The 20,967-nt window shown below is 74.6% G+C and carries 14 protein-coding genes; 5 read left to right on the top strand and 9 right to left on the bottom strand.

Features of this window, described 5'->3' with window-relative positions:
- Positions 1-1,206, bottom strand: a 1,206-nt coding sequence (locus ACOJTC_RS08850; RefSeq protein WP_420116473.1) for a PAS domain-containing protein, incomplete at its 3' end; no start/stop codon positions are given.
- 177 nt (positions 1,207-1,383) lie between these two features.
- Here ACOJTC_RS08850 and ACOJTC_RS08845 point away from each other — a divergent pair.
- Complete coding sequence (locus ACOJTC_RS08845; protein WP_420116472.1) at positions 1,384-1,758, top strand: PH domain-containing protein; 375 nt, start codon at positions 1,384-1,386, stop codon at positions 1,756-1,758.
- Between the two features lie 38 nt (positions 1,759-1,796).
- Here the strand turns inward: ACOJTC_RS08845 and ACOJTC_RS08840 are convergent, their stop codons facing one another.
- Positions 1,797-2,723 carry a 2-hydroxyacid dehydrogenase gene (locus ACOJTC_RS08840; protein ID WP_420116471.1) on the bottom strand — a complete coding sequence of 309 codons (927 nt, stop codon included), beginning with the start codon at positions 2,721-2,723 and terminating at the stop codon, positions 1,797-1,799.
- A gap of 168 nt (positions 2,724-2,891) precedes the next feature.
- Here ACOJTC_RS08840 and ACOJTC_RS08835 point away from each other — a divergent pair, with 168 nt between their 5' ends.
- The 3 genes from ACOJTC_RS08835 to ACOJTC_RS08825 all read left to right on the top strand — a co-directional run bounded on the left by ACOJTC_RS08835 (position 2,892) and on the right by ACOJTC_RS08825 (position 7,668).
- Positions 2,892-4,697, top strand: a complete 1,806-nt coding sequence (locus ACOJTC_RS08835) for a GAF domain-containing SpoIIE family protein phosphatase (RefSeq protein ID WP_420116470.1) — start codon at positions 2,892-2,894, stop codon at positions 4,695-4,697.
- A gap of 70 nt (positions 4,698-4,767) precedes the next feature.
- A complete protein-coding gene (locus tag ACOJTC_RS08830; protein WP_420116469.1) occupies positions 4,768-5,931 on the top strand; it encodes a PQQ-dependent sugar dehydrogenase in 1,164 nt (387 codons plus the stop codon).
- Positions 5,932-6,033: 102 nt separating this feature from the next.
- Positions 6,034-7,668, top strand: a complete 1,635-nt coding sequence (locus ACOJTC_RS08825) for a metallophosphoesterase (RefSeq protein WP_420116468.1) — start codon at positions 6,034-6,036, stop codon at positions 7,666-7,668.
- Between the two features lie 558 nt (positions 7,669-8,226).
- Here the strand turns inward: ACOJTC_RS08825 and ACOJTC_RS08820 are convergent.
- From ACOJTC_RS08820 to ligA, 6 genes are all read right to left on the bottom strand, one after another.
- Positions 8,227-10,584 carry a transketolase-like TK C-terminal-containing protein gene (locus tag ACOJTC_RS08820; RefSeq protein ID WP_420116467.1) on the bottom strand — a complete coding sequence of 786 codons (2,358 nt, stop codon included), beginning with the start codon at positions 10,582-10,584 and terminating at the stop codon, positions 8,227-8,229.
- A 154-nt stretch (positions 10,585-10,738) separates the two neighbouring features.
- Positions 10,739-12,238, bottom strand: a complete 1,500-nt coding sequence (gatB, locus tag ACOJTC_RS08815; RefSeq protein ID WP_420116466.1) for an Asp-tRNA(Asn)/Glu-tRNA(Gln) amidotransferase subunit GatB — start codon at positions 12,236-12,238, stop codon at positions 10,739-10,741.
- Between the two features lie 13 nt (positions 12,239-12,251).
- On the bottom strand, positions 12,252-13,727 hold the full coding sequence (gatA, locus tag ACOJTC_RS08810) for an Asp-tRNA(Asn)/Glu-tRNA(Gln) amidotransferase subunit GatA (protein WP_363652495.1): 1,476 nt from the start codon (positions 13,725-13,727) through the stop codon (positions 12,252-12,254).
- Positions 13,728-13,821: 94 nt separating this feature from the next.
- Positions 13,822-14,127 (bottom strand): Asp-tRNA(Asn)/Glu-tRNA(Gln) amidotransferase subunit GatC, encoded by a 306-nt coding sequence (gatC, locus tag ACOJTC_RS08805; RefSeq protein WP_088641698.1) that lies wholly within the window; start codon positions 14,125-14,127, stop codon positions 13,822-13,824.
- Between the two features lie 189 nt (positions 14,128-14,316).
- Positions 14,317-16,761, bottom strand: coding sequence for a putative bifunctional diguanylate cyclase/phosphodiesterase (locus ACOJTC_RS08800; protein ID WP_420116465.1), 2,445 nt, complete (start codon positions 16,759-16,761; stop codon positions 14,317-14,319).
- Positions 16,762-16,941: 180 nt separating this feature from the next.
- The gene (gene ligA / locus ACOJTC_RS08795; protein ID WP_420116464.1) at positions 16,942-19,098 is read right to left on the bottom strand and encodes an NAD-dependent DNA ligase LigA; all 2,157 of its coding nucleotides are present in this window, start codon (positions 19,096-19,098) and stop codon (positions 16,942-16,944) included.
- A 164-nt stretch (positions 19,099-19,262) separates the two neighbouring features.
- Between ligA and ACOJTC_RS08790 the strand changes: the two genes are divergently transcribed.
- A complete protein-coding gene (locus ACOJTC_RS08790; protein WP_420116463.1) occupies positions 19,263-19,775 on the top strand; it encodes a type II toxin-antitoxin system PemK/MazF family toxin in 513 nt (170 codons plus the stop codon).
- 79 nt (positions 19,776-19,854) lie between these two features.
- On the opposite strand, the gene ACOJTC_RS08785 is transcribed toward ACOJTC_RS08790, so the two are convergent.
- On the bottom strand, positions 19,855-20,868 hold the full coding sequence (locus tag ACOJTC_RS08785) for an ADP-ribosylglycohydrolase family protein (protein ID WP_420116462.1): 1,014 nt from the start codon (positions 20,866-20,868) through the stop codon (positions 19,855-19,857).
- Positions 20,869-20,967: the final 99 nt, after the last annotated feature.

The following is a 20,967-nucleotide window of genomic DNA, read 5'->3' as shown; positions in this document are numbered from 1 at the left end:
ATCGCCAGGCAGCAGCGCGGCGGCATCGCCAGGCAGCGGCGCGGCGGCGTTGCCCGGCCGCCCGGCCAGCCGGGTCAGGACGCCCGGCGCGTCGTCCGGATGCAGCAGGTCGGCCAGCGGCCGCCCGCACACCGCCTCCTGACGCAGCCCGAACCAGCGTTCCCCGGCCGCCGAGAGCCAGCGCACCCGCAACTCGTCGTCGAGGACGAGGACCAGGTCACGACCGCCGGCGACCAGCGTGCGGAAGTACGCCTCGCGGGCGGCCAGCCGCCCGGCCCACCGCCGCTGGTCGGTGACGGAGATGAACTCCCGGGCCACCAGCGGCGGGATCACCGCCAGCCCCAGCAGGACGGCGGTCGGGGTGAAGCCGCCGACGAACGCCAGGTGGCCGGCCGCCGCCACGGTCGCCACCGCCGCCGGTGCGGTCACCCGGGGCCAGGCCGGCGACGGGCCGGTCGGCACCGCCGGGTCGCCCGCCGCGGCCCGGGTCATCCCGGCAGCCGTCAGCAGGGCCCCGCCGACCAGCAGCGGCACCGCGGTCGGCAGGGCCACCGAGGGGGCCCGGTAGGCCAGCAGCACCACCAGGTCGGCCAGGCCGAGCAGGACCGCCGCCACGCCGAGCCGGCACCGGGCCGCACTGGGGTGGCGACGGTGCCCGGCCAGCGCGCCCACCAACAGCCCGGCCAGGACACCCGCGCCCACGACGGTGACCACCCGGACCACCGGGGGCACCGGGCCGGGCGGGACCAGCACCCAACCGGCGAAGAGCAGGGCGGTGCCGAGGCCGATAATGTCGACGCCGCGCCGCCACCGGGCCCGGGGCATCAGCCGGGAGTGGCCGGGCAGCAGGAGCAGGCCGAGCGCGTAGACGAGCGTGGCGGCGCCGAGCCCGACCGCCGCGACCTCGGCCCGGTGGAACGCCGGTGCCAGCGGTAGCACCGCCACGGTCGTCCCGACCACGGCCGCCGCGACGGTGAGCAGGACGGCGGCCCGGCGACGCCGGACGCGACGGTCCGGCCCGTCGCTGGCGGGGAGGCGGAGCCGCCGGGCGGCGGCCACGGCACAGCCGCCCGCGCCGGCCATGGTGGTGGCGGCCAGCGGCGCGACGGCGTCGACCAGGGCGGCGGCGATGAGGAGGAACGCGACCAGCAGGGTCAGCACCACGGGTGCGGACGGTGGACGGCGGAGGGGGCGGGCGACGGTCACGGCGGTCACCTTCGTGAGGGGGACACGGCGCGGTGCGGCGGAGGGTTAGCGGTTCAACGAGGCACCATCCTCCCGGTTATGCCCTCCGGTCGTGACCTACATCACCGGATAGCACCGGTCGCGGCCGGTCCGCCGCCCGCCCGGTGCCGCCCCGGCCCCGGGTGGAATCATCGGGGGGTGAGTCGCGCCGACACCATCCGCTTCCGGCACAACCAGGCCATCCTGGTCGCGGCCGTCATCGCCACCATCGGCGCGCTGCCCCTGGCCGCCGCCCGGTGGTACCTGCTGCCGGTGCTGCTGGTCCCGCTGACCGTCGCGGTCTGGGCCTGGCGCTCCGGTACCGACGCCGACCCGCGCGAGCTGCGGCTGCGGGCGCTCGCCGGGGGCCGGCGCATCCCCTGGGAGCAGGTCGTCGAGCTGGCCACCGACCCGCGCGGCCGGGCCGTCGTCCGGCTCACCGACGGACACCAGCTGCCACTGCCCGCCGTCCGGGGCGTCGACCTGCCCCGGCTGGTCGCGGTCACCGGGCAGGCCCTACCGGACGCACGCTGAGCCGGGGCACCCCCGCCGGCAGGTCGGCCCCGCCCGGGTCAGTAGCCGTCGGCCACCGTGTTGACCAGCGGTGACCCGGCGACGAACCGGCGCACCTGCTCCCCCACCAGCCGGTACGCCCGGGGCAGCAGCCCGCGTACCGAACCGGCCACGTGCGGGGTGAGCAGCACGTTCGGCAGCTCCCAGAGCGGATGGTCGGCCGGCAGCGGCTCCGGGTCGGTCACGTCCAACGCCGCCCGCAGCCGCCCCGACGTCAGCTCCTCGACCAGCGCCGCCGTGTCCGCCACCGGGCCCCGGGCGGCGTTGACCAGCAGCGCCCCGTCCGGCATGGCAGCCAGGAACGCGGCGTCGACCAGCCCCCGGGTGGCATCGGTCAGCGGCACCAGCAGCACCACCACGTCGGCCTCCGGCAGCAGGCGCGGCAGCTCGGTCACCGCGTGCACCCCCTCGTCCGGCCGGGCGGTCCGGGCGACCAGGGTGAAGGTGACGTCGAACGGGGCCAGCCGGGCCCGGACCGCCGCGCCGATCGACCCGGCCCCCACGATCAGCACCCGCTTACCGGTCAGCTCGTCGGTCGGCGCGACCCGGTCGTACGCCCACTCCCGGCGGGCCTGGGCGCGGGCCAGCTCGGGAAAACCGCGCAGCTGGGCGAGGATCGCGGTGACCACCCACTCGGCGGTACCGGCGTCGTGCACCCCTCGGGCGTCGCAGAGGGTGACCCCGGCGGGCACCCGGCCCGTCCAGGCGTCCGCCCCGGCGGAGAGCAGCTGCACCACCGCCACGTCGGGCAGCCGGTCCAGCATCGCCGTGGTGTCCACCCCGGCCAGGAACGGCGGCACCCAGAACCGGACGTCGGCCGGGTCGCCGGGCGGATTCGCGGGGTCGGTCCACGGCTGTACCGTGACACCAGCCGGGACGGCACCGAGCAGCTCGACCCCTTCGGGGTGCGGAATCCATACCTTCACGCGTGCCGACGATAGCCCTCCGGCGGGCGGGGGCCGCCGACGGGCCGGGGGACGACGCCGTACCGGGCGACGACGCCCACGGCCACGGGTGACGGTCGGGCGGGACGGGTATAACCGGGGGTCGGAACGCCGAACGGTGTCCTCCCCATCACGGCAGACAGGTGGTCGATGACCGAGCGCACCGCAGGGCCGGACCTGGACATCGCCGCGCTGGCCGATCCGGCCCGACTGCGGTCGCTGACCGAGACCGGCCTGGACGCCACACCGGACGAGGCGTTCGACCGGTTCGCCCGGCTGGTCAGCGACCTGCTCGACGTGCCGGTGGCGCTGGTCTCGCTGGTCACCGAGACCCGGCAGTTCTTCCCCGGCGCGGTCGGGCTACCCGAGCCGTGGGCCGCCCGCCGGCAGACCCCGCTGAGCCACTCGTTCTGCCAGCACGTGATCGACACCGAGATCCCGCTGGTGCTGCCGGACGCCCGGCTCTACCCCCGGGTGCGGGACAACCTGGCCGTGCCGGAGCTGGGCGTCGTCGCGTACGCCGGGATGCCGCTGACCGACCTGGACGGCCGGGTGCTCGGCTCGCTGTGCGCGATCGACAGCAAGCCCCGGGCCTGGACGAAGGCGCAGCTACGGACGCTTGCCGACCTGGCGGCGGCCTGCTCCTCGGAGCTGCGGCTGCGGATCGCGCTGGACGCGGCCGAGGCGGCCCGCCGGCTGGTCGAGCAGGCACACGAGCGGCTGAACCTGCTCGCCTCGCTCAGCGAGGAGCTGACCGGCACGCTCGACGTGGAAACGGCGGTGGGGCGGCTGGCCGACGCGGTGGTGCCCCGGCTGGCCGACTGGGCGATGGTGACCCTGATCGACCAGGGCGGCGCGCCCCGCTGGGTGACCGCCGTGCACCGCGACCCGGCCCGCGCTGCCGACATCACCCGGTTCGGCGAGGTCGCGCTGCGCCGGCTCGGCCCCGCCTCGGTCACCCGGACGGTGCTACGGACGGGCCAGCCGGTGCTGCGCGGCGTGGCCGACCTGGACGAGGTCCGGCGGGCCAGCGACGCCCCGGAACTGGTGGACCTCGCCGAACGGCTGGGTTTCGCCTCGCACCTGACCGTGCCGGTGCCGGCCCCGGGCCGGGGCACGATCATGGGCGCGGTGACCCTGGTCAACGGCCCCGGCCGGCGGGCCTTCGACGACGACGACCTGGGCACCGCGCTGGAGATCGGCCGCCGCGCCGGGCAGGCGGTCGGTAACGGCTGGATCCACGGCGAGCAGCGGCACGTCGCCGAGGTGCTGCAGCACAGCATGTTGCCGCAGTTGCCGCAGAGCCCGTGGGTGGAGCTGGCGGCCCGCTACCAGCCGGCCGCCGACCGGGTGGAGGTGGGCGGCGACTGGTATGACGCCTTCGTCCAGCCCGACGGCGACCTGGTGGCGGCGATCGGCGACGTCGCCGGCCACGACATCGAGGCCGCCGCGACCATGGGGCAGCTGCGCAACCTGGTGCGGGGCAACGCGTTCGGCCGGGACGACCCGGTCGAGGAGCTGATGCGGCGGTTGGACGCCACCATCTCGGGCCTGCGCATCCCGACCGCCGCCACGGCGGTGCTGGCCCGGCTGCGGCCGGTCCCGGGCGGGGTGGCGGTCACCTGGTGCAACGCCGGTCATCCCGCGCCGCTGCTGGTCACCGCCGACGGCACGGTACGGCTGCTCGACGGCCGGTGGGAGCCGCTGCTGGGGCTGACCCGGCCGACCCCGCGCACCGGGGCACGGGTGCTGCTCGCCCCCGGGGACACCCTGCTGCTCTACACCGACGGGCTGGTGGAGCGGCGGGACCAGTCGATCGACGAGGGGATGGCCCAGTTGTGCGCGCGGGTCGCCGCCGCCGGCGTCCGGCCCGCCGCCGACCTGTGTGACCTGCTGCTCGGCACCGGTCACCGGCGCGAGGACGACGTGGCGCTGCTGGCCCTGCGGGCCCGCTGAGGCGGTCACCGGCCGGTGCGCCGTCCCCGGTGGCCCGGCCGACCGGGATTCGCGGGCTAGGCTGGGGCGGGTGAGCGCCCGTCTCCCGTACCCCCGCACCGTCCGGGTCCGCGCGGCCCTGGCGGCCTCCGGTGCCGCGCTGCTGCTGAGCGGGTGCAGTTTCGGCCCGCCGGAGCCCGATCCGGCCGGTGAGCCCCCCAACCTGCCGACCCCGTCGGCGTCGGCGAACACCCCCGAGCAGCAGGTGGTGGCCACGGTGCTGGCGAAGGGGCTGCGGGTGCCGTGGGGCATCGCCTTCCTGCCCGACGGGGCGGCGCTGGTCACCGAGCGGGACAGCGGCAGGATCCTCAAGGTCGGCCCCGAGTCGGGGCCACGGGGGTTGACCGTCACCCCGGCGCAGACCGTGCCGGGGGTGGCCGCGTCCGGCGAGGCGGGCCTGCTCGGCATCGCCGTCTCCCCGGCGTACGCGCAGGACCGGACGGTCTTCGTCTACTACACCACCGAGCAGGACAACCGGGTGGCCCGGTTGACGCTGGGCGGCACCCCCACGCCGGTCCTGACGGGCATCCCGAAGTCCGGCAACCACAACGGCGGCGGGTTGGCGTTCGGCCCGGACGGGCAGCTCTACGTCAGCACCGGCGACGCCGGTGACCGGGGCGCCGCCCAGGACAAGGCCAGCCTGGCCGGCAAGATCCTGCGGATCACCCCGGACGGCAAGCCGGCGGCGGGTAACCCTTTCCCCGGCTCGCCGGTCTGGTCGCTGGGGCACCGTAACGTGCAGGGTCTGGCCTGGGACGCCGGGAAACGGATGTACGCCACCGAGTTCGGGCAGAACACCTGGGACGAGATCAACAAGATCGACAAGGGCGCGAACTACGGCTGGCCGACGGTGGAGGGGCAGGCCGGCGACGGCAGGTTCGTCGATCCGGTCGTGCAGTGGGGCACCGACGAGGCGTCCTGCTCGGGGCTGGCGGCCACGGGTCGGCTGCTGGCCGCCGCCTGCCTGCGCGGCGAGCGGATCTGGCTGGTGGAACTGACCGACGCCGGCACGGTGCTCGGCGCGCCCCGGGAACTGCTCACCGAGAAGTACGGTCGGTTGCGGGCGGTAGCCGCTGCCCCGGACGGTTCGCTCTGGGTCTCCACCTCCAACCACGACGGGCGGGGTCAGCCGACCCCGGAGGACGACCGGCTGCTGCGACTGGTCTTCGCCGACGGCGGGGCCGGCCGGAGCTGACGACACGCCGACGGGCCGGACAGCCGGGCAGGTAACGGGCGGATCGGCCGCCCGTCTGTCGGGTTTGCCAAGATCTTTCACGGGGCAGGTCAGAATCTCATCATGGGCGGTCAGGAGAACGAGCAACGCGGAGCCGGGGAGAGGGATCTCCCCGCCCGGCGTGAGCGACGCTGGCGGACCTGGTGGTCGGCCCTGCGGTCGACCCGGGCCCGACGGGCCGGCGTGGTGCTGGCGGTGCTGCTGGTCGCCCTGACCGGGACGGTCATCGGCGTGTTCGCCGGTGGCCGGGTCAGCACCGACATCGGCCCGTTCCGCGCCGACCTGACCCTCGCACCGGCGGTGCGGGGCGGCACCACCGTCGACATCCCCCCGCTGGGCGCGCTCCAGCTCGACAGTCACCAGGGCCCCACCCACCTGACGGTCGGGCTCGGCGCGCTGGACCAGCGCAAGACCGAGGCGTTGATCGACGACCCGGCCAGCATCAGCCGGGCCAGCCAGTCGGCGGTGACCGACGTCCGCAACGGGGTGCTACGGCTCGGTCTGCGTACCCTCGGGGCGGCCGTGCTGGTCACCCTGCTGCTGGCCGCGTTGGTCTTCCGGGACACCCGGCGGACCGCCTGGGCCGGCGGGGTGGCCCTGGCGGTCACCGCCGGCAGCCTCGGCCTGGCGGCCGGCACCGTCCGCCCGCAGGCCATCGAGGAGCCCCGCTACGAGGGCCTGCTGGTCAACGCCCCGGCGATCGTCGGTGACGCGCGGCGGATCGCCAACGACTACAGCCGCTACGCCGAGCAGTTGCAGCGGCTGGTCGGCAACGTCAGCCAGCTCTACACCACCGTCTCGGCGCTGCCGGTGTACGAACCGGCGCCGGGCACCACCCGGGTGCTGCACGTGTCCGACATGCACCTCAACCCGACGGGCTGGCAGCTCATCCGCACCGTGGTCGAGCAGTTCGGCATCGACGTGGTGATCGACACCGGCGACCTGACCGACTGGGGCAGCGAACCCGAGGCGTCGTACGTCGGCTCGATCGGGCTGCTCAAGAAGCCGTACGTCTACATCCGGGGCAACCACGACTCACCCCGAACGGCGGCGGCGGTGGCCCGGCAACCGAACGCGGTCGTGCTGAACAACTCGACCACCACCGTCGCCGGCCTGACCATCGCCGGCATCGGCGACCCCCGGTTCACCCCGGACAAGGAGACCTCCCCGGCCGGCAGCGGGCTCACCGCGCAGGTCGCCAACCAGGTGATCGGGGCCGGCGAGACGCTCGCCACCACGGTCCGCGACTCGCCGCGACCGGTGAACATCGCGCTGGTGCACGATCCGGCCTCGGCCGGTCCGCTCTCGGGCACCTGCCCGCTGGTGCTGGCCGGGCACACCCACGCCCGGCAGATCTCGAAGCTGCCGCAGGTGGACGGCCAGCAGCCGACCCAGCTGATGGTGGAGGGCTCGACCGGTGGTGCCGGGCTGCGTGGCCTGGAGGGTGAGAAGCCGACTCCGCTGTCGATGTCGGTGCTCTACTTCGACCAGCAGAAGCTGCTCCAGGCCTACGACGACATCACCGTCGGCGGCACCGGGCAGGCCCAGGTGAACCTGGAACGGCACGTGATCCGCGATCCGGCGAAGGGCGCCGACGTCCCGGTCACCCCCACCCCGACCCGGGGCGGCTCGGAGTCCCCGTCCCCCTCCGGGACCGGCCCGACCCCCACCTCGCCGACCCCCAGCCCGACCGGCTGATCCGCCTGCGGTCAGCGCAACGGCAGGGCGGCCAGGGCGGCGGCGGGCAGGCGGCCCATGCGTGGCCGGCAGCGCAGAGCCGGCGGCCGTGGCCGCGCCTCGACCGTCGGGCCGGGACTCGCGGCTGCGCCCGCGTCACCGGGGCCCACCCTCCGCCCGACGTCACCGAAGGTGACCTCCACGCCGCACCCGCCTACCCACACTCGGAGACTTTGCTCTGCTGCCCTGACGGCGACAGTCACCTTGCGTCATGGCACCGAAGCTCGACGCCGCCGACAGTAATCGACATTTCCCCTGGCCAACGCCTTGTCGCCGCCATGGCAGCAGAGCAAAGGATGCGTACCTGAGTCATGGGACCTGCCGCGTCGAACACTGAGGGTGACCACAACCAGCGCCCGTCACGAAACGAACGGAGAGTGATCAGATCAGCGACGCGTTCCGCCGGTGGATGGCGGGGCACGACGCCGGCGCCGGGCAGGCCGGGCCCCGGGCAGACCAGGCCAGGCAGATCAGGCCAGGTAGACCAGGCGGGGCAGGGAGGGAGAGGCGGGGCAGCGGTCAACGCAACGACAGGGCGGCCAGGGCGGCGTTGACGATGCTGCCGGGGAGCAGGTCGTGCAGCTCGTACAGCTCGCGGACGCTGCCGGACTGGCCGAACTCGTCCACCCCCAGCGGCACCGCCGGCACCCCGAGCGCCGAGCCGAGCCAGGCCATCGCGTGCGAGGCGGCGTCGTGCACGGTCACCAGCGGGGCACGGTCCCCGAAGGCCGCCCGCAACGCCCCCGGCACGCTCGGCACGGTCGCCGTACGCACGCCCTGGCGCAGGGTGCGCTGCCAGGCCCGGTAGAGCCGGTCCAGGCTGGTCACGTCGACCACGTGCGCGGCGATGCCCTCCTCGGCCAGCTCGGCGGCGGCGGCCAGCGTCTCCGGCAGCACCGCCCCGGAGGCGGCCAGGGTCACCACCGGCGCGTCGGCCAGCTGCGGGTACGCCTGGTGCGCGTCCACCAGCCGGTACGCCCCGGCGACCACCTGCCGGCGCAGCACCGCGTCGCCGAGGCGGGCCCGGGCCGCCTCGAACGGCGTCTGGTCCAGCGGGCGGGTGCTCAACCGGAAGTAGTACGCCCCGTCCTCGGTGGGCGCCGCGGTGGCGGCCGGCGCCGAACCCTGCACGATCTGCCCGAGCGCGTCGCAGAGCAGCCAGTCGAGGCTGGTGGCGTAGGCCGGTTCGCAGAAGGTGACGCCGGGCAGTTCCAGGCCGACGGAGGCGGTGATGGTGGACTGGTGGGCACCGCCCTCGGGGGCCAGGGTGACCCCCGACGGGGTGCCGGCCACCACGAACCGGGAACCCGAGTAGGTGCCGTAGAGGAACGCGTCCAGCCCGCGCAGCACGAACGGGTCGTAGACCGTGCCGACCGGCAGCAGCGGCTGCCCGGACAGGTCCCAGGACAGGCCGAGCTGGCCCAGCAGCAGGAACAGGTTCATCTCGGAGATGCCCAGCTCGATGTGCTGCCCGGCGGGGGTCTCCGTCCAGCGCAGCATCCGGTCCTGCGACCAGGACCGCCGCTCCGTCGGGGCGAACACCCCGGTCTTGTTGATGAACCCGGCCAGGTTGGTGGAGGTCGCCACGTCCGGCGCCGTGGTGACCAGGTAGGGCGCCACCTGCGGGTCCCGGGCCAGCTCCACCAGCACCCGGCCGAAGACCTCCTGGGTGGAGACCGGCTTGTGGGTGCGTACCCCGGTGGTTTCCGGGACGGTGACCCCCAGCGACCGGTGCCGGGGAGCGCGGGCCAGCGCCTCCCGGCGCGCGCCGGCCCGGATGCCGGCCGGGCTCGCCGGGTCGAGCCGGTCCCACTCCGTCGCGGCGGTCAGGCCGTGCTCCGCCCGCAGCGCGTCGACCTGCGCGGTGGACAGCAACGCCGAATGGTTACGCGGGTTACCGGCGATCGGCAACCCCCACCCCTTGACGGTGTACGCGAAGACGACGCTGGGCCGGTCGGTCACCGCGTCGCACTGGGCGTACGCGTCGAGCATCGCCGCCAGGTCGTGCCCGCCCAGATCGGTGACGAGCGGGGCCAACTCCTCGTCGGTCAGGTCGGCGATGAACCCGGCGATGCCGTCGGGCGCGCCGTCCAGGAACTGTTGCCGCAGCGCCGGCCCGGTCAGCCCGAACAGCGACTGGTACTGCTCGTTGGGCATCCGGTCGATCCAGTCACGCAGCGCCGCCCCACCCGGCCGGGCGTACGCCTGCGCGAGCCGGCGGCCGTACTTGACCTCGACGACGTGCCAGCCGGCGGCCTCGAACTGCCCGCGCCACTGGTCGATCCGGATGCCGGGCACCACCCGGTCCAGCGACTGCCGGTTGAAGTCGACGAGCCACATCACGTTGCCCAGACCGGTGGTGGCCGGGTCGGCGACCGCCTCCCAGATGTTGCCCTCGTCCAACTCGGCGTCACCGATCAACGCGACGAACCGGGAGTGCGGGCGGGCCCCGAAGTGGGCGTCGACGTAGCGGCGGGTCACCGCGGCGAACAGCGGGGCCGCCGCGCCCAACCCGACGGAGCCGGTGGAGAAGTCCACCGCGTCCGGATCCTTGGTCCGCGACGGGTACGACTGCAGCCCACCCCGCGCCCGCAGCCTCGTCAGATACGACCGGTCCAGGTTGCCCAGCAGGTACTGGATCGCGTGGAACACCGGGGAGGCGTGCGGCTTGACCGCCACCCGGTCCTCGGCGTCCAGGTGGGCGAACCACAGCGCGGTCATCGCGGTGACCAGGGAGGCACTCGACGCCTGGTGCCCGCCGACCTTCACCCCGTCGCCGGTGTCCCGGTCGTGGTTGGCCGCGTCCACGATCCGGGTGGCGAGCCACAGCACCCGCCGCTGGATCTCGTCGAGGACGTCGAGGTCGTGCTCGTTCACGGCAACTCCATCCGGGCGTCGCCGTTGACGCCCTCGGTGGGGGGTCGCGCGGATCGCGCGCGTACCCCGGGGGAAGGGGTGAGGGCCACCGTCGGGTCACGACGGCGGCCCTCGCCGGTCGCGGGCGGGAAGCCTCGGCTCCGGCCCGCTCGGGTCAGCCCTGGACGCCGAGGCGCTCCAGGATCAGATCACGGAGGGTCTTGGCGTCGGCCTGGCCACGGGTGGCCTTCATCACCGCGCCGACCAGCGCGCCGGCCGCCGCGACCTTGCCGCTGCGGATCTTGTCGGCGATGCCCGGGTTGGCGGCGATCGCCTCGTCAACGGCGGCGGTGAGCGCGCCGGTGTCGGAGACCACCTCCAGACCCCGGTTGGTCATGATCTCGGTGGGCGATCCCTCGCCGTCGACCACGCCCTCCAGCACCGTCCGGGCCAGCTTGTCGTTGAGCTTGCCCGCGTCGTCCAGCCCCTGCAGCTCGGCCACCTGCGCCGGGGTGGCCCCGATGTCGGCCAGCTCGACACCCGTCTCGTTGGCCCGGCGGGACAGCTCACCCAGCCACCACTTGCGGGCCGCCGCCGGGGTGGTGCCGGCCGCCACGGTCGCCTCGATCAGCTCGACCGCACCGGCGTTGAGCACCGACTGCATGTCGAGGTCGGACAGGCCCCACTGCTCCTGGAGCCGGCGACGGTGCAGCCGGGGCAGCTCCGGCAGGGCCGCCTTCAGCTCGGCCACCCAGGCGGTGTCCGGGGCGAGCGGCACCAGGTCCGGCTCCGGGAAGTACCGGTCGTCGGTGGCGGTCTCCTTGGACCGGCCCGGCGTGGTGTCCCCGGTGTCCTCGTGGAAGTGCCGGGTCTCCTGGGTGATCCGGCCACCCGCGTCGAGCACCGACGCTTGGCGCAGGATCTCCGAGCGGACCGCCCGCTCCACCGACCGCAACGAGTTGACGTTCTTGGTCTCGGTGCGGGTGCCCCACTCCTGCCCCGGCAGGTTGAGGGAGGTGTTGACGTCGCAGCGCAGCGACCCCTCCTCCATCCGGACGTCGGAGACGCCCAGCGAGCGCAGCACGTCCCGCAGCTCGGTCACGTACGCCTTGGCGACCTCGGGGGCGAGTGCACCGGTGCCGGGGACCGGCTTGGTGACGATCTCCACCAGCGGGATGCCGGCCCGGTTGTAGTCGACGAGCGACTCGGTCGCGCCGTGGATGCGGCCGGTGGCCCCGCCGACGTGCAGCGTCTTGCCGGTGTCCTCCTCCAGGTGCACCCGCTCGATGCCGATGCGCACCAACTCGCCGTCGACCTCGACGTCCAGGTAGCCGTCGGAGCACAGCGGCTCGTCGTACTGGCTGATCTGGAAGTCCTTCGGCATGTCCGGGTAGAAGTAGTTCTTCCGGGCGAACCGGCACCACTGCGCGATGGAGCAGTTCAGCGCCAGGCCGATCCGGATGGTCGCCTCGATCGCCGCCTTGTTGGCCACCGGCAGCGAGCCGGGCAGGCCCAGGCACACCGGGCAGACCCGGGTGTTGGGCTCGCCACCGAAGTCGGTCGGGCAGCCGCAGAACATCTTGGTGTTCGTGCCCAGCTCGACGTGGGTCTCCAGGCCGATCACCGGCTCGTAACGCGCAACGACCTCGTCGTACGCGGGCAGTGTCGTCGTCATCTGAACTCCAGCCTCACAGTGCCGGTGGGGTGAACGTGCCGACCACGGACTCCAGCGCGGCGGCGATCCGGTACATCCGGTCGTCGGCCATCGTCGGGGCCATCACCTGCAGACCGACGGGCAGCCCCTCGGACAGGCCGCACGGCACCGAGATGCCCGGCCCGCCGTACAGGTTCGTCGGGATGGTGAACAGGTCCGCCAGGTACATCTGGTACGGGTCGGCGGTGCGCGCCCCGATCGGGAACGCCACGAACGGCGTGGTGGGCGAGATCAGCGCGTCGACCTGCTCGAACGCCGTGGTGAAGTCGCGGGTGATCAGGGTACGGACCTTCTGCGCCTGCCCGTAGTAGGCGTCGTAGTAGCCCGACGACAGCGCGTACGTGCCGACCATGATCCGGCGCTTGACCTCGGCGCCGAAACCGGCCTCCCGGGTCAGCGACATGACCTCCTCCAGCGACCGGTTGCCGTCGTCACCGACCCGCAGACCGAACCGGACCCCGTCGAACCGGGCCAGGTTGGAGGAGCACTCGCTCGGCGCGATCAGGTAGTACGCCGGCAGCGCGTACCGGAAGTGCGGGCAGGACACCTCGACGATCTCGGCACCCAGCTTGGCCAGGGTGTCCACCGACTCGCGGAACGCGGCCATCACACCCGGCTCCGCGCCCTCACCGGTGAACTCCTTGACGATGCCGAGCTTCACCCCGGTCAGGTCGCCCGTCGCACCGAGCTTCGCGGCGGCCACCACGTCCGGCACCGGCTGCGGGATGGAGGTGGAGTCGCGCGGGTCGTGCCCGCCGATGACCTGGTGCAGCAGCGCCGCGTCGAGCACGGTCCGGGCGCACGGGCCGGGGGTGTCCAGCGAGGAGGAGAACGCGACCAGGCCGTACCGGGAGGTGCCGCCGTAGGTGGGCTTCGCGCCGACGGTGCCGGTCACCGCGCCGGGCTGGCGGATCGAACCGCCGGTGTCGGAGCCGATGGCCAGCGGGGCCTCGTACGCGGCCAGCGCGGCGGCGCTGCCCCCACCCGAGCCGCCCGGGATCCGGTCGGTGTCCCACGGGTTGTGCGTCGGGCCGTACGCCGAGTACTCGGTGGAGGAACCCATCGCGAACTCGTCCATGTTGGTCTTGCCGAGCATCACCGTGCCGGCCGCGCGCAGCCGCTGCACGATCGTCGCGTCGTACGGCGGACGCCAGCCTTCGAGGATCTTCGAGCCGACGGTGGTCGGCACGCCCTTGGTGGTGAGCACGTCCTTCACCGCCACCGGCACCCCGGCCAGCGGCCCGAGCTGCTCACCGGCGGCCCGGCGCTCGTCGACGGCGCGGGCGGCGGCCAGCGCCCCCTCGGTGTCGACGTGCAGGAACGCGTGCACCCGGTCGTCGACGGCGGCGATCCGGTCCAGGTGGGCCCGGGTCACCTCGACGGCGGAGGTCTCCCCCGAGGCCACCAGCCCGGCCAGGTCGGTCGCGGTCATTCTGGTCAGGTCGGTCATGCCGTCGCCTCGCTCCGCTCACCGGTGCCCCGGGCAGCCGGCGCACTGGGCTCGATGGTTCGCCTGTCATGCCCGGTGTCAACTACACATCCGCTCACGACGCCACGTCCTCGTCCAGGATGCGCGGGACGCGGAACCGCTGCTCGGCGACGTCGGGGGCACCCGACAGCGCCTCCTGCGGGGTCAGTCCGGGCACCACCACGTCGTCGCGGAGCACGTTGGTCAGCGGCACCGAGTGGGAGGTCGGCGGGATGTCCGCCGCCGTGACCTCGCCGACCTGCGCGACCGACTGGAGGATCACGTCCAGTTGACCGGCGAAGGTGTCCAGCTCCTCCTCGGTGACGGCGAGCCGCGACAGTCGCGCGAGGTGCGCGACCTCCTCGCGGGAGATGGCGGCCATCGGTGCCCCCTTCGTGGCTGTGCTGCTGCGGGCGGGTGGGCCGGCCGCGACGTCGACGGGATGACGCGCGGTGACCGGAGCGAGTCTATTGTCCTGCGCCGGACCCGACGCCTCCGACTCCCCCCGCGTCCGGGCCGCCGGCCGGTCCGGGGCCGCCCACCCACCCCCCCGGGGGTGTGCCGGCGACCGTCAGCGGGCGTGCCGGCGGGGGATCTCGGCGTCCGGGCTGGGGACGGGGCTCAGCGGCCGGTAACGGGCCAGCCAGGCGGTCAACTCCTCGGCGGGCATCGGGCGGGCGTAGAACCAGCCCTGTGCGGCGTCGCAACCGGCCGCGTACAGCAGCCGCCAGGTCCGCTCGTCCTCCACCCCCTCGGCGACCACCCGCAGGCCGAGCGCGCCGGCCAGCTCGATGGTCGACCTGACGATCGCCGCGTCGTCGGCGTCCCCGGCCATCCCCAGCACGAACGACCGGTCCACCTTCACCTCGGACAGCGGCAGCCGGCGCAGGTGCTGCAACGACGAGGAGCCGGTGCCGAAGTCGTCGAGCGAGATGGCCACCCCGAGCTGGTGCAGCCGGGTGATGGTGGCGAGCACCCGCCGGGGGTCGGCCATCAGCGCCCCCTCGGTGATCTCCAGTTGCAGCCGGTCCGGGCGTACCCCGTAGCTGGCGAGCCGGTCGGCGATCCGGTCGACGATCTCCCCGGTGTGCAGGTCGCGGACGCTGACGTTGAGCGCCGCCCGCAGCGTGGTGCCGGCGGCGGACCACTTCGCCAACTGCGCCACCACGTCGTCGATCACCCGGTAGGTGAGCAGGCGCATCACGGCGCTCTGCTCGGCGACCCGGATCAGCTCCTCCGGGTCGACCATTCCCCGGCGCGGGTGCCGCCAGCGCAGCAGCGCCTCCACCCCGACCACCTCGCCGGTGGCGATGGCGACCTGCGGTTGGTAGTACATGGTGATCTCGCCGACCTCGGCCGCCGGAGCGGGGGGCGTCGGCGGGGCGGGGGGCGTCGCCGCCGGCCCGGTGTCCGGGGTCGGCGTGGGCGGCAGGTGCTCCGGGGCGGTGCTGTGGCGGCGGACCGGGTCGGCGCCGGTGAGGATGCGGTTCAGCAGCTCGTCGGGGTGCGCCGGGGCCGGCCGGGAGCGTCGCCGGGGCAGCCACCACCGGCCGCTGCCGCCGACGCCCGTGCCGGTGCGCATGCCGCTGCCGGGCCCGGGCCCGGGGCCCGGTCCGGCGTCGGGGCGCGGGGCACGGTCGGGTCCGTCGTCGGGGGCCAGCCGGGGTGGCAGCGCCGCGCCGTCACCGCCCCGCACGGTCTGCCCGGCCACCGACCGGTTCTCCAGTACGCGCCGCAGGTCGGCCAGGAGGCCCAACCGCTCGGCGGAGTTGTGGTCGGACTCGGCCGTGTACACGGCGACGGTGTCGTTGCGGTGCTTCGCGTCGTACATGGCGACGTCGGCGTGGCGCATCAGGGTGGCGTAGTCCTCGCCGTGGTCGGGGAAGAGCGCGATGCCGATCGAGCCGCCGACGTCCAGCGGCAGGCCGTCCAGCGACACCGGCTCGGTCAGCGCGGCGACCACCCGGCCGGCCAGCTCACGCGCCTCGTCGACACCGTCGAGCCCGCCGGCCACGATGGCGAACTCGTCCCCGCCGAGCCGGGCCAGCAGGTCCCGGTCGCCGACCACTGCGGCGAGTCGGGCGCCCACCTCCACCAGCAGCCGGTCGCCGACGGCGTGGCCGAGCGCGTCGTTGACGTTCTTGAACCGGTCCAGGTCGATCAGCAGGAGCGCCACCTGCGCCCCCGGTTCACCCCGGGCGACCCGCTCGGCGTGCCGGTGCACCTGCTCGGCCACCTCGGCGAGCAGCGCCTTGCGGTTGGGCAGGCCGGTCAGCGGGTCGAGGGCGGCGAGCTGGACCTGTTCGTCGGAGAGGTGGGCCATCCGGTAGACCGCGAACAGCGGCACCAGCACCAGCGGGATCAGCGCGGCGCTGGCCCGCGCGGCGGTGACCAGGACGGGGGCGAGCAGCAGCAGCGATCCGGTGGAGAGCAGCTCGAACGGCAGCCCCTGCCGGACGGCCGGCCACCACCGGCCGCCGAAGCGCAGCCGCAGTGCGGTGCTGACCAGGCCGTAGTTGACGACGAACCAGGTGACCGTCGCGCCGCCGACGGCGAGCACGTCGGTCCAGCCCAACCGGTCGCCGTCGAACAGGCCGTCCGGCCCGAGCCGGAGCACGAGGTGGGCGGCGGCGAGCGCGCAGGCGTACTGGGCGGCGTTGAAGGTGGTCCGCCAGGGGGCGTGTCCCAGCCGGACGCCGGACACGGTGACCGCGACGGCCTGCACGAGCACCGCCGGGCCGAGGCCCCAGCCGAGCAGGATGGCGAAGGTGAAGCAGGTGGACGGGAAGACCGCGGAGGTCTGCCGACGGCCGGAGGGCACGAAGGGGCGGGCGTCGCAGCCCACCGCGAGCACCGCCATCGTCCAGAACGCCGCCGGCAGCCCCGGCCGGTCGACGAGGTCGACCAGTGACGCGACGGAGACCAGGGCGGCCAGGCCGATCACCCCGGCGACGAGACCCAGGAACGGCTCCTCCCGCCCACCCGGGAACGAGTTGCGGGGGTCGGCGGTCTCCATGGCACCTCCCGGGCACGCCCATCAGGGTGTACGCCGGCCGTACACCTGCCACCATGAAACGCCCTGGGCGCCGGTGGACCCGCACGACAGCCGCGAATCGGTCGTAGTCGTGACTAAGTTGGTATACGGGCCAAGAGTCACCTATGGGTGCAGCGGTACAGGTGGCCGGGGGCCGGGCGGTCAGCTCTCGTCGACCCGGGCCACCTCGCGGGCCGCGTCCGGGCCGGCGTCGAGCAGCACCCGGAAACCGTCCTCGTCGAGCACCGGCACCTTGAGGCCGGCCGCCTTGTCGGCCTTGGAACCGGGGTTGTCGCCCACCACCACGAAGCCGGTCTTCTTGGAGACCGAGCCGGTGACCTTGCCGCCCCGGGTCTGGATCGCCTCGGCCGCCTGGTCCCGGCTGAAACCGGCGAGCGTGCCGGTCACCACCACGGTGACGCCCTCCAGCGGGCGGGGCCCCTCGTCAACCGCCTCCTCGGCCATCCGGACGCCCGCCTCGGCCCACTTGCGCACCACGTCGCGGTGCCAGTCGACGGCGAACCACTCAGTGATGCTGGCGGCGATGGTCGGGCCGACCCCGTCGACCGAGGACAGTTCCTCCTCGGCCGCCGCCTCGATCGCCTCGACGGAGCGGAAGTGCCGGGCCAGGGCCTGTGCGGCGGTCGGCCCGACGTGCCGGATGGAGAGCGCCACCAGCACCCGCCACAGGTCGCGTTCCCGGGCCACGGCGAGGTTGTCGAGCAGCTTGGTGGCGTTGGTGCCGAGGCTGCCGTCCTTGTTGACGAAGAACGGCGAACGGGCGAGCTGCGCGGCGTCGAGGGCGAACAGGTCCCCCTCGTCGCTGATGATCGCGGCGTCCAGCAGCGCGGCGGCCCCCTTGTAGCCGAGCACCTCGATGTCGAACGCGCCCCGCCCGGCGAGGTGGAAGACCCGTTCCCGCAACTGCGCCGGGCAGCTGCGGGTGTTCGGGCAGCGGATGTCGACGTCGCTCTCCTTGGCCGGGGCGAGCGCCGTGCCGCAGGACGGGCAGTGGGTGGGCATGACGAACGGGCGGGCGTCGGCGGGACGCAGCTCGACCACCGGGCCGAGCACCTCGGGGATCACGTCGCCGGCCTTGCGCAGCACCACCGTGTCGCCGATCAGCACCCCCTTGCGCTCCACCTCGCGGGCGTTGTGCAGGGTGGCCTGGGCGACCGTCGAACCGGCCACGTGCACCGGCTCCAGCACCGCGTACGGGGTGATCCGGCCCGTCCGCCCGACGCCGACCTCGATGTCGAGCAGCCGGGTGTTGACCTCCTCCGGCGGATACTTGAAGGCGATCGCCCACCGGGGCGCCCGGCTGGTCGAGCCGAGCCGACCCTGGATGGGCACCGGGTCGACCTTGACCACCACCCCGTCGATCTCGTGCTCGACGTCGTGCCGGTGCTCGGCGTAGTGGGCGATGTACTCCGCCACGCCGGCCAGGTCGGGCACCACCCGCCAGCGGTCGCTGGTCGGCAGCCCCCACGCCCTCAGCGCCGCGTACGACTCGGACTGGGTGGCCGGCCGGAAGCCGGCCCGGGCGCCGGTGCCGTGCACCACCAGCCGCAGCGGCCGGGACGCGGTGATCCGGGGGTCCTTCTGGCGCAGGCTGCCGGCGGCGGCGTTACGCGGGTTGGCGAACGGCGCCTTGCCCTGCTCGACCAGGCTGGCGTTGAGGTCGGCGAACCCGGCGACCGGGAAGTAGATCTCGCCCCGCACCTCCAGCAGCTCCGGGATGTCGGGGAACTCGTCGGAGGGGGTGAGCCGGGCCGGCACGCTGCGGATGCTGCGGACGTTGGCGGTGACGTCCTCGCCGGTGCGCCCGTCGCCCCGGGTGGCGGCGCGGACCAGCCGGCCCTTCTCGTAGGTCAGGTTGAGGGCCAGGCCGTCGACCTTCAGCTCGCACAGGTAGGACACCGGGCCACCGGCGTCGCGCTCGACGCGCTCGGCCCAGGCGGCCAGCTCCTCGTCGGCGAACGCGTTGTCCAGCGAGAGCATCCGCTCGGCGTGGGTGACCGGGGTGAAGTCGGTGGAGAAGGTGCCGCCGACCCGCTGCGTCGGCGAGTCGGGGGTGCGCAGCGCCGGATACTCCGCCTCCAGCGCCTCCAGCTCCCGCAACTGCCTGTCGAACTCGGCGTCGGTGATGGTCGGCGCGTCGAGGACGTAGTAGCGGTACTGGTGTTCGGTCAGCTCCTGACCCAACGTGGCGTGCCGCTCCCGGGCCTCGGGGGTGGGCTCACCACCGGCCGCCGCCTCCTGGGCCGCGCTGACCTGCTGGGGACTCTGTTCTTCCGACACCCTGCCGCCTCCGGACACCGTGTGAACCTCCCCCGTGATCACGCTACGGGAGCACGGTACCCGGCCGGTAGGACATTCCCCGGCCTCCCCCCACCCCGCCCGGCGGGCGGCCGGCCCCGCGGCGTGCGACGATCGCCGCACGTCGGCGGCGGTGGCCGCCCGGGAGGGAGGCGGGGGTACCGATGCCGCAGTGGTTGCTGTGGGGGCTGCTGATCGTCCTGGCGGTGGCCGCCGGGTGGATGTGGAACGAGTGGCGACGCCGGGGTGGCCGCCCGTCGGGCGGCGGCGGGCGCACCCGGCCGGAGCGGGGCACCCCGCCCCGGGACCGGGCCCGACCGACCGCGCCGCCCCGCCCCCGCACCCCCACCGGGACGCCCCGGCCGGGTGACATCTGGTGGGCGGACGTGCCGTTCCACGACGGCACCGGCTCGAAGGTCCGGCCCTGCCTGGTGGTACGCGCCGACGACCGGGGCGCGGAGGTCCTGAAGATCACCAGCCAGGACAAGAGCGACCGGGACGACCACGTGCCGATCCCCACCCGGGACTGGGACCCGGACGCCGAACACGACAGCTGGCTGGATCTCGCCGAGCCGCTGCGTATCCCGGCCGACGCCTTCTCCCGCCGGGCCGGTAGCTGCGACCCGGCCCTGTGGCGGCGGGTGAAGCGCCTGCACGGGCGACGCAGCCCGGCCTGAGCAGCGCACCGGCCCGGCCGTCCCGGCACCCCCGTCACGGTGGCCGGCACCCCGACGGGGGGGCATCCGGGCGGGCGGGTCAGTCCCAGGTCGCACCGAGGGTGGCGAGCTGGTCGGCGTACTCGATGCGGGTGGACCAGTCCGCGGGCCAGCCGGACATCCCGTGGGCCGCACCGAGGAACGCGCCGGCCAGCGCGGCGATCGAGTCGGAGTCACCGGCGGTGCTCGCGCCCCGGCCGATCGCGGCCACCGGGTCGTCCGGGTGCCGCAGCACGCACAGCAGCGCGGTCACCAGCGCCTCCTCGGCGATCCAGCCCTCACCGGTGTGCCGGCAGGGGTCGTCGCCGTCGTCGGGCCGGCGCAGCGCGGCGGCCAACCGGTCCAGCGCCGACAGGCACTCGTCCCAGCCGACGGCGCTGAACTGCGCCGGGGAGCCCGCACCGGCACGCCGCCACAGGTCGCCCAGCCAGTCGTCCCGGTAGGTGCCCCGCTGGCTGCGGGCCCGGTCGGCCAGCAGGCCGGGCAGTCGCGCCGGCGTCGCCCCGTCACGCAGCAGCCGCACCGCGTACGCGGTCAGTTCGCTGGCGGCCAGCCCCGTCGGGTGACCGTGGGTGAGGCCGGCCTGGAGCTGGGACAACCCGGCGAGGATGTCCGGATCGACGTCGAGCAGCCCGACCGGGGTGACCCGCATGTTCGCCCCGCAGCCCTTCGAGTCGACCACCGTCGCCTGCTGCCAGGGCAGCCCCCGGCCCAGCTCGCCGCAGGCCCGAAGGCAGGTCATCCCCGGTGCCCGGTTGTTGTCCGGGCTGGCCGCCCAGTCCAGGAAGCGCCGCCGCAGCAGCGGCTCGACCGCCTCGGCGGTGTGCTCCGGCGCGTCGTGCAGCGCCCAGGCGACCGCGAGCGCCATCTGGGTGTCGTCGGTGACCAGTACCGGATCACCGACCAGTTCCCGTGGACCGGCCGGGCCGTAGCGACGGTGGATCTCGGTGACGGAGAGGAATTCGGTCGGCTTGCCGAGCGCGTCGCCGTAGGCGAGCCCGAACAGCGAACCGGAGGCACGGCGCAGCGAGGAGTCGATCACGGACCCGATCATGCCCCGCCGGCACCACCCCGGCACGTGGGGGGGGGCCGGGGGGGCCCGGGGGCGCGCCCCCCCCCCCCCGGGCGGGGGGCCCCCCCGGGGGGGGGCCCC

Source organism: Micromonospora sp., assembly GCF_048594385.1.
Taxonomy (GTDB): domain Bacteria; phylum Actinomycetota; class Actinomycetes; order Mycobacteriales; family Micromonosporaceae; genus Micromonospora; species Micromonospora wenchangensis.
Note: the sequence above shows the minus strand (reverse complement) of the source record. Positions and strands in the feature narration are given on the sequence as shown.